The following is a 13878-nucleotide window of genomic DNA, read 5'->3' as shown; positions in this document are numbered from 1 at the left end:
AGAATTATTATATAAAGAATTCTAGAGTCTGTAAATCAATGTGAAATAGTAATTTCTAGGCGTAATCGGATTCACTGAATAATTCTCGTGAACATTATAATTTACGACATCAAACAGGTTGCCCACTTTCCCCTGGATAGAGAATTTTTTCCACTCGTAGCCTACTGAAACGGAAACAGTCGTATAATCTTTCAGGTCAAACATTCTGCTCACGTTATTTCTACTTGTGTTTGTAGATTTTGTATCATTCCATCCGGCAATTCTGTCCCCGATGTAATAAATCCCAGCTCCGATTTTCAACCCTTTTACGTAGTTTGTAAATTTATAGAAAACAGAAGCATTTGCTGTTGTAGCGGGTGTTCTTACCAGTCTTTGGTTTTCAATATATCCTTTTTCAGGAGTGTCGGTATATACCGAATTGTTATAAGAAAAACCTCCGATTATAGATAAGTTTTCTGTAGGATTTCCTGTAATGTCCAGTTCCACACCACGGCTTCTCATATTTCCTGCAAATTCTTTAAGATTGGTGTCTGTGGAATTTACAGGTACTCCGTTTGGAGCAGAAGCAAACCAATACGTTTGATAGTAGTTATTGTACATAATCTGGTAAGCCGTTAAGTTAACAGCTAAAGCATTATTCCAGAAATTCTTTTTAATACCAATTTCATATTGATCAACCGTTGATGGCTTTATGCTTTGCTTTGATAAAGTATTTAATTGATTTTGAACATCTGTAACAGGCTGATTGGTATTTACCGTGCCAAATTGATCTGAAGTATATCCTGCATTGGCTGCAAAAGAATTCGTATAAGTTGCAAATACAGAAAGGTTTTCATTTGGAGCATACACCAAACCTACTTTTGGAGAAAATGCATTGTCAGACGTTGAAGAATTAGCGACTTCAATTTTATCATTTAATGTGAAGCGGGTCGTCAGCGTAGGCATATTTTCTATATAAGACCATCTTAAACCTGCAATTACTTTTAATTGTTTTGTTAAGCTGATAAAATCCTGTGCATAGATCCCGATTCTTCTTGTATTGATCCTGTTTCTCGTACTAAGAGTAGAATTCGGCATATCAATACTTCCCCACGTTGACGGATCATCTAAATATAGAAGATTTCTTGGAGCCGCAACAGTATAAGCATAAGCATCTGCCTGGCTGTAATCAGCATCTGCCCCAATTAAAACTTTGTGGCTGATTTTTCCTGTATTGAATTCACCATTGATGTTTACCTGTGCTGAAGTATAATTTTGTTCGTTGTAAGTTCTGCCAAAAGGTCTTTTCCATGACAATCTGTTAGGATCTACAGTGGTATCTTTGGTGTCATAGATCCATTGTACTCTTTCAGAAGAAAAATAATCTTTTGTATAGTTCTGGTAAGAAGCAATCGCATTTAAAGACCATCTTTCGTTGAACTGATGATTAAAAGTTACATTCGTAGAAGCTTGCTGTACATTTTGATATTGCCAGTCAGTTCCGAAGAAAGTGTTTCTGGAAACAGTATCATTCAATCTATAGCTTTGGTCTTTTTCCGTAATAGAACCAAGCCCGAAATCAGGAGTGAAATTAGTTTTAAGATAATCTGCTTCCACAATCAATTGTGATTTTGGGCTTAAATTGAAAAGGAAGGATGGATTGAAATAATATTTCTCTGATTCTACAACATCTCTGAAACTTTCAGCATGCTCATAGGCTCCGTTTACTCTGAAAGCAATATTTTTAGATAAAGGACCGTAAATATCAACTGTTGGTTTATAAGAATTCCAGCTTCCGCCGTTTAACCCGATACTTCCACCAAAATTGAATTTAGGCTTTTTTGTAATCATATTGATAACACCACCAGCTGCTGTATTTCCAAAAAGCATGGCATTGGCGCCCTTTAAAACTTCTACTCTTTCCAGACCACTTACTTCAGGGAAAACACCGCTGTTTACTCTTGAACCATTTTTAAAAATATTATCATTTCCTAAAATGAAACCACGTCCACCAAAACTATCCTGAGAATTTCCTCTGGATGAAGTGATGTATAATCCGTTTACATTCTGAAGAACATCACTCAGTTGCTTTGCCTGCTGCTGCTCAATGATTTCGTGGGTAACAATAGCAATGGGCTGGGGAGTTTCCATTATCGTCAGATTCGACTTTGTCGATAATGGTCTAGCCTGGTTAGGATTTCCCGTTTTATGAAGGTTGATATCCTCAATAGTTTGAGTTCTGATAGTATCTGCTTCAGTATTTTTCATCTGTGAACTTGCCGAAGCGGCGATAAACAGAAGGCCTAAAGAAAGTAATTGTCTTTTCATTTTATTTTTATGTAGAACAGTTTTAAATAAGGCGCAAATGTAAGTATTTGTTTAGAATAGATAAAAATAATTTTATGATTTAAATCATATTTTTATGAGTCGACGAGATGGATTATTTCTATAGCTCCTTTATACTAAGGGATAGAGAATTTTTTATGAATATATTTGTTAAAAATTATAATATGCAATTGGTAAAAGCAGGGCTTTGTGCCTTTGGAATGAGTGGGAAAGTGTTCCATGCTCCCTTTTTAAAGGAGCATCCGGGATTTTTTATCTCTGCTGTTGTGGAAAGAAGCAAGGAAGAATCGAAGGTGAAATATCCTGAGGCAACGATCTATCGTTCCGTGGAAGAAATGCTTCAGCAGGCAGATGTAGAATTGGTGATCATCAATACTCCGGTTCAGACCCATTATGAGTACGCCAAAAAAGCACTGGAAGCGGGAAAAAATATTATTGTGGAAAAACCTTTTACAGTAAATGTTTCTGAAGCAGAAGAACTGGTGCAACTGGCTGAAGAAAAAGGTTTGTTTCTGAGTGTATACCAAAACCGAAGATTCGACCGTGACTTTCTGCAGGTTCAAAAAATTCTGAATGATAAGAAAACAGGGAATATTAAAGAAGTTGAAATACGTTTTGACAGATTCCGTACCATGGCCAGTGGAAAGCAGCATAAAGAAAGTCCTGATCAGCTGGGATCAGGATCACTTCATGATCTGGGAGCACATCTTGTAGATCAGGCGGTGCAGTACTTTGGGTATCCGGAAAAACTTTTTGCCGATGTATTTTCTATGAAAGGAGCCGAATTCGCTAACGATTATTTTGAAATTCTCTTATTCTATAAAGATAATCTGAGAGTAAGACTGAAATCATCTGTTTTCAGCAAAGAAGGACATTATGCTTACACAATTCATGGAGACAGAGGAACTTTCCTGCAGGAAAGAACCGATAATCAGGAAAATGAACTGGTAGCAGGTGCTATTCCTGAATATGGTAAAGAATGGACAAAGCCTTTGACTGCACCGGACGGAATTTTAAACTTCCTGAATGATCATTCTGAAACTGAAAGAAATCTTACCTCCAGTGAAGCCGGAAACTATATGGATTATTACCAGCAGATTTATGAACACATTGTTTTTGGATATGCCTTACCATCTCCGGGAAAAGAAATTATTCAGAATATGAAAATCATTGATGCTTCTCTTGAAAGTGCAAAAGAAGAAAGAATAGTAAAATTATAAATTAGAAATGAGTTCAAAGTTCAAGGTTTAAAGTTCAAGGTTGATACCAGTCGGGATTAGAAATTTCCAACCCGTCTACAATCCAACTCTGCGACACTTTGAACTCATTCCTATTATTAAAGGAGCTCCTGAAGCTCCAGCCATCTCATTTCGTGGTTCTCCAGTTTTTCTGAAACCGTTTCCAGCTCGGAAGAAAGAGTGGCTATCTTTTCATAATCAGCTTCGTTGTTGAGCTTATCCAGAATTTTTGCGCGCTGTTCCTCCAGTTCAGGCATTTCTTTTTCAATCGTTTCCAGTTCCCTTTGTTCTTTAAAGGTCAGTTTTCTTTTAGAATTGGAAAATTGAGTACCTTCTGCGGAAGAAATTACTTCTTTTACAGGATCAGGTTTTACCGCAGCATTTTTTTCCAATGCCTCTTCACGGCTTCTGGCTTCTCTGTATTCTGAGAAATTACCTACAAAATCCCTGATTTTCCCGTTGCCTTCAAAAGCCAGAACATGGTCTACAATTCTGTCCATGAAATACCTGTCGTGGGAAACGATAATCAAAGATCCCTGGAATTGCTGAAGAAAGTTTTCAAGAACCGTTAGCGTCGGAAGATCTAAGTCATTTGTAGGCTCATCAAAAATCAGGAAGTTAGGATTCTGATACAAAATATACATCAGGTGAAGCCGTCTTTTTTCACCTCCGGAAAGTTTGGAAATAGGAGAATACTGTGTCTGATCGTCAAATAAAAATAATCTTAAGAACTGTGATGCGGATAAACTTTTACCATTCGCTAAAGGATAAAATTCTGCAATTTCTTTAATGAAATCAATCACACGTTCATCCTCTTTATAGGTAAGGCCTTTTTGTGAGAAATAACCGAAGGAAATAGTTTCTCCTGTTTCAATTTCTCCTTTATCGGCTTTTTCAAAACCTTGAATAATGTTAAGCAGGGTAGATTTTCCCGCTCCGTTCTTTCCAATGATTCCAACCTTTTCTCCACGTTGAAACTGGTAGCTGAAATCTTTTAACAGAACTTTTGGCCCAAAGCTTTTATCAATATGTTTGAGTTCAAGAATTTTATTTCCCAGACGTTTCATTTCAAAATCAAGCTCCAGTCCATCTTTTCTGGTGTCGGTTTTGGCCACTTTTTCTGTTTCGTAGAAAGCATCAATTCTGCCTTTTGATTTTGTGGTTCTGGCTTTTGGCTGTCTTCTCATCCATTCCAGTTCCTTTCTGTAAAGGTTATTCGCTTTATCAATCGTAGCATTAAGATTCTCCTCACGAATCATCTTGTTCTCGAGGTAAGTAGCATACGAACCATTGTGAACATACAGATTCTGATCCTCCATTTCCCAGATGATATCACAAACACTGTCAAGGAAATATCGGTCGTGGGTTACCAGAAGTAACGTGATTTTTGCTTTGTTCAGATAGTTTTCAAGCCATTCTACCATGTCCACATCAAGGTGGTTGGTAGGTTCGTCCATGATAAGAAGGGTATGTCTGTGCTCAGCTCTTGTTTCAGTTAAAAGCTTCGCCAAAGCGACACGTTTGATCTGTCCTCCCGAAAGGGTTCCCATTTTAGCCTCAAGATCTGTAATTTTAAGCTGGGAAAGAATCTGCTTCATTTCATTTTCCAGATCCCAGGCTTTATGAACTTCCATATCAGCCAGTGCTTTCTCAATAAAATCATTATCTGTAGAATGAAGTGATCGATGATAGTTTTTAAGCGCCAGGATAGGCTCGGAATCCAGGGTCATCATAAATTCTTCAATGCTCAGCTTAGGATCATAGTCAATTTCCTGATCAAATAATACCACCTGGATATCTTTATTGATGATCGCAGTTCCGCTGTCTGCAATTTCCTTACCCATTAATATTTTCAGAAGCGTAGATTTTCCACTTCCGTTTTTGGCAACAATCGCTATTTTATCTCCTTCATTGATGTGAAAAGAAATATTTTTAAACAAAACTTTGATGCCGTAAGATTTGGTAAGATTTTCTGCAGAAACGTAATTCATTGGGAATTAATAGTTTGATTTTAATTTTGAATTGAAAGGCAAAAATACGAAAATGTAGCCTAAAACTTCCCGGAACCCCTTTTATAAAAATGAATATTTATAATTTTTTAATAGACTGTGTCCCTTGCCTGCAAAAACTAATCAGTAAATTTGATCAGCAACAATAAAATATACAGTTTAAAAATAGTAATAAATAATACAAAAATCTGATGGAAACAATGAAAAAAGTTATTGTAGATATGGACGGGGTAATGGCAGATGTCTATCATCAGCTGGTACAATTTGAAAAAAGAGATACAGGAAGAGAAATTGAAATCAGTGATTTGGCAGGTAAGCCTGAAATAGAGTCTTTTCCCAACGGAAAAAAGCATGTAAATGAAGTAGGCTTTTTCAGAACCTTACCGGTAATGAAAGGAAGCCGTGAGGCAATAGAATACCTTAATAATAAATATGAACTCTATATTGTATCTGCCGGAATGGAATTTCCGAACAGTCTACGGGAAAAATATGACTGGCTGGCAGAACATTTTCCTTTTATCACATGGGAACAGATTGTTCTTTGCGGAAGTAAAAGAGTAGTGTCCGGAGATGTCATGATTGATGATTATCCTAAAAATCTGGACCATTTTTCAGGGCAAAGACTGATATTTACCCAGCCTCATAATGAACTGATAGAAAATGATACCTATGAAAGAGTTCATTCCTGGGAAGAGGTTATGAATATCCTATAATTCTGAGTTTAAATTCTTGATAAAGCTATGAGAGAATTCCGGAAATTTTTTAAATAATTTTAACTAAAGGGAGAATAAATTTAATAAAATGTTGGGAAGCCGGCATATTGAAAATAGATATGTTTGCATCAAACTTTTAACATGAAAATATATTCTACTTTATTCTTCCTTGTGGCAGCCTCAGCCTTCCATGCGCAGGTTGTTTCCGGAACTATTGTTTCTAAAAACGAAAATCAGCCTATTCCTTATGTGAAAATCGGGATTGAGAAGAAATCGACAGGTACAATTTCAGATGAACAAGGAAAATTTTCAATTGATCTTTCCAATACAGATCCCCAACAGAAAATAAAAATAGAAGTCCCGGGATACAATCTTTATCAGGAAACAATACAGAATTTTAAAAAGTATGACCAGCAAAAAATATTTTTAACAGAGAAAACTAAAAATATTAAAGAGATTACAATTAAGCCTAAAAAGCTGGTAGATAAAAACTGGGGGGTCAATACCAAGACAAAAAGTGTTATTTATTCTGTTAACCCGGAATTTGACAAAAAGAGTTTTCTTGGAGAAACAGCTTTAGAATTCAACGCTAAGAAAAGATCAAAGCTTAAAAATATCAATCTGAATATAGCCAGCTATGTTTCTACCGAGCCGGTTTTAATGAGATATAGCATTTACAGTGAAAAAAATGGCTTCCCGGATAAAAATATCCTGGAAGAAGAGATTACCGTAGAGCTCACTGAAGATATGATTAAAGACGGAACGTATACACTGGATGTAAGCGACCGTAACATCTGGCTGCAGGGAAAATTTTTTATCGGCATACAGTTTTTAAAAGATTTTGACGGCAGGATTAAAATCAGTGCTGCTTTGTTCAGAACAGGATTTATAAGGGAGTTTTATGGTGAGTGGCAGAAAATGACCATTGCCGCACCAGCCATTAATATTGATGTGAAAATGGATAAAAACGGAAGCAATAATATGAATGAAGATGATTAATACATATGTAGTTTGATCAGCTGGACAATTAATTAACCGTTCCATACATTCCCTTCTTTCTAATCCAGTGTCAGCCTTTTTAACGACCACGAATTACCATTGTAGACATCAAGATCCACTTTTGTATTGATGCCGTGAACAATACCGTTTTCTGTGAACTGCCAGAAATCCCACTCGTCACCGGGAGAAGGTGAGGGAACATCGTTGTAATTGGCAAGCCATAAAGGGTAGCCTTCAAACTCACCTTTCAGAAAATCTTTATAGTAATGGTAGTACGTGTAGATGATAGGTTTTTCACCATAGGCTTCTTCTACAATTTTACACCATACTTTCAGGTCTTCAACCAGTTTTTTGTTGGTTTTACGCTTTGGAATTTTTTCAATATCAAGAATCGGAGGAAGATCTCCGCTTTCAAGTTTCACGTTGTCTAAAAAATTATTGGCCTGGATCACGGGATCTTCATCGGCTCTGTAAAAGTGATAGGCGCCACGGATAAGCTCATGTTTTTGGGCACTTTCCCAAAATTCATCAAAATGCTTGTCGGCACTACGGTTTCCCATCGTTGCACGCATCACGACAAATTCCAGCGGAATCGTTTTATTTCCGATGCTGAGACTATCCCATCTGATATCTTCCCGGTTCTGATAATGGGAAACATCAAAACCATAGGTTTTATCAAGGTTGCTGGCTAATATTCTCTGAATTCTTGCTGCCTCCTTTTCACTGTTATGAAGCTTTTTATGCTTAAATTTATTAAAGTACAATGCATAGTAATAACTGACAGACTGCTTTAAGTAAAGTCCTGTTCCTACTAGTGCCGTTATTAAAATTGCCAGTATGACCCATCGCCGGAAAAAATACTTCTTCCGTCTCGATTTATGGACTTGTTTGGCAGTTTTTTTGGTGTACTTTTTTGGTGTCATAAAGTTTTGCAAAACTAACTTTTTTCACTGCGAAATGCTAAAATAAAATCAGTAAATTTGTGTATTATGGAAACACGCGAAAAAATCATCATTATTGGAGGAGGATTTGCGGGGCTGCAGCTTGCAAAAACATTGAATAACAAGAACAAAAAGGTGATTGTTCTCGACCGGATGAACCATCATATGTTTCAGCCGCTTTTTTATCAGGTAGCCTCAGGAAGGATAGAACCTTCCAACATTTCTTTTCCCTTCAGAAAGATTTTTCAGCAATCCAGAAACACACAGTTCCGTATGACTGAGGTGAAAGAAATAGATCCTGCCAACAATAAGGTCATTACTGATGAAGCAGAATTTACCTATGATAAACTCATCATAGCAACGGGCTGTAAAACTAATTTTTTCGGAAATAAAGAATTGGAAGGCAAAGCTTTCGGGATGAAAAATACCCAGGAAGCCATCAGTATCAGGAATCATGTTCTGATGACCTTTGAAAAACTGATTATTGAAAAAAGCAGGAGCGATGACGGAAACTGGAATATTGTGATCGTTGGAAGCGGGCCTACCGGAGTAGAACTCGCTGGAGCTTTTGCTGAAATGAAAAAGGACATCCTTCCAAGAGATTACCCTTACATGAATTTCGACCATCTGAAGATTATTCTGGTAAGTTCCACAGAAAAACCCCTTGCTGTCATGAGCAGTGAAGCTCAGGAAAAATCTGAGAAATATCTGAAAGATCTTGGTGTTACTTTTTTGAGCGGGGAAGTGGTAACAGACTATGATGGTGACAAAGTACATCTCAGAAGCGGGAAAGAAATACCATCCAATAATGTGATCTGGGCCGCAGGAGTTACAGGAAATGTAGTAGGAGGATTTCCGGAAGAAAAATTAGTGAGAAACAGATATATTGTAGATCGATATAATAAAATAAAGGGTTACGATAATATTTATGCTATCGGAGATATTGCCTATATGGAAACACCGAAATATCCGCAGGGGCATCCCCAGGTAGCCAACGTAGCCATTAATCAGGCCAAAAATTTAGGTAAAAATCTTTTAAAGAAAAGTCAGGGAGAATGGAAAGAATACGAGTATGATGACAAAGGCTCATTAGCGACTATTGGGAAGCACAGAGCAGTGGTTGATCTGCCGTTTATAAAATTCCAGGGATTTCTGGCGTGGTATTTCTGGATGTTTCTCCATTTAATGCTAATTTTGAGCGTTCGTAATAAGCTGGCCATATTCTTCAACTGGATGTGGAGCTATATCAACAAAGATTCTTCTTTAAGATTAATTATTATACCTACTAAGAAAAACGGAACATTACAATGAGAATTGACATAATAAGCGTACTTCCGGAATTGATGGAAAGTCCTTTCAAAACTTCTATTTTGAAAAGAGCGATGGATAAAGGACTGGTAGAAGTACATTTTCACCATTTAAGAGACTGGGCAGTCAATAAGCACAGACAAATTGATGATGAGCCTTATGGAGGCGGAGCAGGAATGGTAATGATGGTTGAGCCGCTGGATAAATGTATTTCAGAGCTTAAATCTCAAAGAAACTATGATGAGGTGATCTACCTGACACCGGATGGAGTTACTTTGAATCAGAAAATTGCCAATTCACTTTCTATCAAAGAAAATCTGATCTTTCTCTGTGGGCACTACAAAGGAATAGACCAAAGAGTAAGAGACCTTCATATTACAAAAGAAATTTCAATTGGAGACTACGTCCTTACAGGAGGAGAACTCGCAGCCTGTGTTTTGGCAGACTCAATTATCAGATTGCTTCCCGGAGTTTTGAATGATGAGCAAAGCGCTTTAACAGATAGTTTTCAGGATGATCTTCTTTCACCACCCATCTATACAAGGCCTGAAAGTTATAAAGGTTTAGATGTTCCCAAAATCCTATTGAGCGGAAACTTCGGAAAGATTGAAGAGTGGCGTCATGATGAAGCTGTAAGAATTACAAAAGAAAAACGTCCCGATTTACTGTAAACAAAAATTGCAGGAACGAATATAATTCTTGCTTCCACTTAAATTCCATTTATTTAGGTAAATGGAATAATATTTGTTGTTATTTAAAAAAGTGTGAAAAATATTAATAATAGTGATTTTAAATTGAAGATTTATTTCTATTATTCCATGTTTTTTATATTGTCTCAATTTTGGTTAATATATTGAAACTGTCAAATAATTGAAAAATTAATTTATAATGATTTATTTCGTTAGTATTTTTTACTATATTTGAATTGTTTTTTATTGGAAATTGATTTGCTGTTTTGAAGGTAAATCACGAAAAATTGAAAAAAAATAATAAATTTACATCTTAAAGTAAAAAGAACATAATAAATTAAAAGTATAGAAATTAGTGTAGATGGAGCTGTTCTCTTTTTATAATGTTGAAAATTTATTTTTGCCCGATCCGAAACCTGTCCACAAATTAGATCCTACCCGGTCAGGATTAAGGAATTGGGATGAAAGGAGATATAGAAACAAGCTTTTCAAAATCTCACACGTATTTCAGCTGATGAAGGAGGAAAATGATGTATTACCATTTTTAATAGGATTATCTGAAGTTTCCGGAAGGAAAGTTTTAGAAGACCTTGTAGGGATGGAACCCTTTAATTCTGAATATGGAATTGTACATTATAATTCCATGGATGAAAGAAAAGTGGATGTAGCCATGTTATATGATAAAAATAAAGTAGAGGTAATCGATTCAGAAACCATTACTTTCTTTTTTGAAATAGTAAATAAAAACACAGAAAATTACGACACAACCAGAGACGTACTTTTTTCAAAAGTCAGATATAAAGGGGAAATTATTAATGTCTTTATCGCGCATCTTCCCTCTAAACGCGAAAAAGATATCAATAAACCAAAAAGAACCTTTATATTGAATGAAGTCCGGGAACAGATTATGAAAATTGTAAATGCTGACAAAGAGCATGTTATCTTGTGTGGTGATTTTAACGAAAACCCGGATGATGAAAATTTAGTACAGATTCTCTATGACAATGACCGTGAGAAGGTTTTAATGAACCCTTTTCAACAATTGTTTTCTACAAGAAATTATTCTACTTTTCATTATAAATCTGGATTGCTGTATGATCAGATCATTATGTCAAGATCTTTACTTGATAATAAGACGCTGGCTTTTCAGGATGCCCATATTTTTAATTCTGAAAAAATCCGCAGCAGAACCAGAAATTTTGAAGGACGGCCTTTCCGAACTTATGCTGGTACGAGGTATTTAGGAGGATATAGCGATCACTTTCCGGTTTTTGTAAAATTTAAAAATTTACATTAAAAAACATAAATAATAAAAAAGTAGAAAATGAAAAATTCGAGCAACACAAGCTATCATTTAGATTCTATTGACAAAGAAATCATCTACATGTTGATGGACAATGCTAAAACTTCTTTAGCCCACATTTCAAAAAATGTCGGAATTTCCACCACTGCAGTGCATCAAAGAATCAAAAAACTCGAACATGCAGGAGTTATTGAAAATTCAATATCATTTCTTAATCCTAAGAAAATTGGATACAAAGTAATTTCCTACATTGGTGTATTTTTAGATCAGCCAAGCCATTATCCTGAGGTGGTAAAGTCTTTGCATGATATCAACGAAGTAGTGGAAGCCCACTATACGACAGGAAACTATACTATTTTTCTGAAGGTTCTTTGTAAAGACAATGATCACTTAATGCAGATCCTTAGCAAGCTTCAAAAGCTGAAGGGTGTAACCAGAACAGAAACTTTTATATCTTTGGAACAAGGTATTTACAGACAATTGAAAGTATAACGACATGAACATAGCCCAATATTTGGATTCAACTTACCTGAAAACCCCAGAACAATCAGGTATTTCCCACGAAGAAACACTTCAAAAAGATAAAGAACTTGCTCAGGAAGCAATAGATAATGGTATTTTTGCCGTGATGATTCGTCCGGATTATGTATCGGAGGTGAAGAAATATATTCAGGAAAGAAATTCAAATGTTGTAGTAGGAACTGTAATAGGTTTCCACGAAGGAACGTATTCTATTGATGAAAAGCTTGCAGAAGCTTCAAAAGCAATAGAAGAAGGAGCAGATGAACTGGATTTTGTTATTAATTATACCGCTTATCTACAGGGAAATATAGAACTGGTAAGAGAAGAATTTGTAAAATGTACCCAATTATCACTTGAGCATCATAAAATTGCAAAATGGATTATTGAAATTGCAGCCTTAACGGATGCACAAATTGCAGATCTTACCAAAAAGATTTCTACCTGGGCAGAAGAAAATTTCTCTGAAAATGAATTGTCGAAAATTTTTGTCAAATCATCAACAGGATTTTATAAAACTGCCGAAGGAAAACCTAACGGAGCAACCTTTGAAGGAATAACAATTATGCTGAGCAATGCCGGCAAACTTCCCGTAAAAGCAGCAGGAGGAGTAAGAACTCCCGAAGATGCTGAGAAAATGATCAAAATGGGAGTTAAAAGAATTGGAACTTCTTCAGCTCTGGGATTAATTAAAAACGAATCTTCATCAGAAGGATATTAATATCAGATTCTCAATATAAAAAAACCATCAGTTTTGCTGATGGTTTTTATTTTATAGCTGTGCCTGATATTCTTCATAGAACTGTTGGGTTTCTTTGATCAGGCTGTCCATTTCTTCCATAGTGAAAACTTCCAGGAATTTTTTTCTGAACTCCTTGAAATGAGGAATTCCTCTGAAATAGTTGCTGTAATGCTGTCTCATTTCAACCAGGCCTAGCCTTTCTCCTTTCCATTCAGCACTCCATTCTGCGTGCTGACGTACCGCCAGTAAACGGTCTGAAATGGTTGGCTCAGGTAAATGCTCTCCTGTTTTAAAGAAATGCTTGATCTCATTAAAAATCCATGGATATCCAATAGCAGCACGCCCGATCATAATACCGTCACAGGCATACTTTTGCTTATATTCTAATGCTTTTTCCGCAGAATCTATATCACCATTTCCAAAAATCGGGATCTCAATATTTGGATTTTGTTTAATTCTTGAAATATGTTCCCAGTCTGCTTCACCCTTATACATTTGAGCACGGGTTCTTGCATGTATCGTAAGGGCTTTAATTCCTGTTTCCTGAAGGCGTTCTGCTACTTCATCAATATTAATGCTGGTACTGTCCCATCCTAAACGGGTTTTTACAGTAACTGGAAGATGGGTAGAGCTTACAACAGCTTTTGTAAGACGTACCATAAGGTCGATATCTTTCAAAACCCCAGCACCTGCTCCCTTGCAGACAACTTTTTTTACCGGACATCCGAAATTAATGTCTACCAGATCCGGATTTACCGTTTCAACAATTCTTGCAGACATGGCCATAGCTTCTTCGTCACCACCAAAAATCTGTATCCCAACGGGTCTTTCATAATCGAAAATATCCAGCTTTTTACGACTCTTGATAGCGTCACGAATCAACCCTTCGGAAGAAATAAATTCCGAATACATTAAATCTGCACCATGCATTTTACACAAACGTCTGAACGGAGGATCACTTACGTCTTCCATCGGAGCCAGCAAAAGAGGAAATTCCGGCAGTTCTATGTTGCCTATTTTTATCATGGTGCAAATTTACGAAATTCTGAACATTCATAAATATGATATTATCTATCAGCATAAATGATTGCT

12 protein-coding genes are annotated in these 13878 nt (G+C 36.3%); 8 read left to right on the top strand and 4 right to left on the bottom strand.

Translation table 11 applies throughout. The features are described 5' to 3' along the window. Positions 1-21: 21 nt before the first annotated feature. The gene (locus JNG87_RS01475) at positions 22-2307 is read right to left on the bottom strand and encodes a TonB-dependent siderophore receptor (RefSeq protein ID WP_202841300.1); all 2286 of its coding nucleotides are present in this window, start codon (positions 2305-2307) and stop codon (positions 22-24) included. A 182-nt stretch (positions 2308-2489) separates the two neighbouring features. Between JNG87_RS01475 and JNG87_RS01470 the strand changes: the two genes are divergently transcribed. Continuing rightward, positions 2490-3545 carry a Gfo/Idh/MocA family oxidoreductase gene (locus JNG87_RS01470; RefSeq protein WP_202841298.1) on the top strand — a complete coding sequence of 352 codons (1056 nt, stop codon included), beginning with the start codon at positions 2490-2492 and terminating at the stop codon, positions 3543-3545. 116 nt (positions 3546-3661) lie between these two features. On the opposite strand, the gene JNG87_RS01465 is transcribed toward JNG87_RS01470, so the two are convergent. After that, complete coding sequence (locus tag JNG87_RS01465; RefSeq protein WP_202841296.1) at positions 3662-5554, bottom strand: ABC-F family ATP-binding cassette domain-containing protein; 1893 nt, start codon at positions 5552-5554, stop codon at positions 3662-3664. A gap of 218 nt (positions 5555-5772) precedes the next feature. On the opposite strand from JNG87_RS01465, the gene JNG87_RS01460 reads away from it, so the two are divergent. Together JNG87_RS01460 and JNG87_RS01455 are read left to right on the top strand one after the other, a co-directional pair. Beyond that, positions 5773-6285 carry a 5' nucleotidase, NT5C type gene (locus JNG87_RS01460; protein ID WP_202841295.1) on the top strand — a complete coding sequence of 171 codons (513 nt, stop codon included), beginning with the start codon at positions 5773-5775 and terminating at the stop codon, positions 6283-6285. 141 nt (positions 6286-6426) lie between these two features. Beyond that, positions 6427-7284, top strand: coding sequence for a carboxypeptidase-like regulatory domain-containing protein (locus JNG87_RS01455; protein ID WP_202841292.1), 858 nt, complete (start codon positions 6427-6429; stop codon positions 7282-7284). Positions 7285-7343: 59 nt separating this feature from the next. Here JNG87_RS01455 and JNG87_RS01450 read toward each other — a convergent pair whose 3' ends face one another. After that, positions 7344-8207, bottom strand: a complete 864-nt coding sequence (locus JNG87_RS01450; RefSeq protein WP_202841290.1) for a glycoside hydrolase family 25 protein — start codon at positions 8205-8207, stop codon at positions 7344-7346. Positions 8208-8273: 66 nt separating this feature from the next. Here JNG87_RS01450 and JNG87_RS01445 point away from each other — a divergent pair, with 66 nt between their 5' ends. The 5 genes from JNG87_RS01445 (at position 8274) to deoC (ending at position 12765) form a co-directional block, all read left to right on the top strand. Then, the gene (locus tag JNG87_RS01445; protein WP_202841288.1) at positions 8274-9536 is read left to right on the top strand and encodes an NAD(P)/FAD-dependent oxidoreductase; all 1263 of its coding nucleotides are present in this window, start codon (positions 8274-8276) and stop codon (positions 9534-9536) included. Continuing rightward, positions 9533-10204, top strand: coding sequence for a tRNA (guanosine(37)-N1)-methyltransferase TrmD (gene trmD, locus JNG87_RS01440; protein WP_110008092.1), 672 nt, complete (start codon positions 9533-9535; stop codon positions 10202-10204). Before JNG87_RS01445 ends, trmD begins: the two co-directional genes overlap by 4 nt. 379 nt (positions 10205-10583) lie before the next feature. Then, complete coding sequence (locus tag JNG87_RS01435) at positions 10584-11519, top strand: endonuclease/exonuclease/phosphatase family protein (protein ID WP_202841287.1); 936 nt, start codon at positions 10584-10586, stop codon at positions 11517-11519. Between the two features lie 27 nt (positions 11520-11546). Beyond that, a complete protein-coding gene (locus JNG87_RS01430; RefSeq protein ID WP_002976659.1) occupies positions 11547-12017 on the top strand; it encodes an Lrp/AsnC ligand binding domain-containing protein in 471 nt (156 codons plus the stop codon). Between the two features lie 4 nt (positions 12018-12021). Beyond that, complete coding sequence (deoC, locus tag JNG87_RS01425) at positions 12022-12765, top strand: deoxyribose-phosphate aldolase (protein ID WP_202841286.1); 744 nt, start codon at positions 12022-12024, stop codon at positions 12763-12765. 51 nt (positions 12766-12816) lie between these two features. On the opposite strand, the gene dusB is transcribed toward deoC, so the two are convergent. Beyond that, a complete protein-coding gene (dusB, locus tag JNG87_RS01420; RefSeq protein WP_110008089.1) occupies positions 12817-13812 on the bottom strand; it encodes a tRNA dihydrouridine synthase DusB in 996 nt (331 codons plus the stop codon). Positions 13813-13878: the final 66 nt, after the last annotated feature.

Source organism: Chryseobacterium cucumeris (assembly GCF_016775705.1).
In the GTDB taxonomy this organism is placed as follows: Bacteria; Bacteroidota; Bacteroidia; order Flavobacteriales; family Weeksellaceae; genus Chryseobacterium; species Chryseobacterium cupriresistens.
This window is presented reverse-complemented; position numbering and strand designations above follow the sequence as displayed.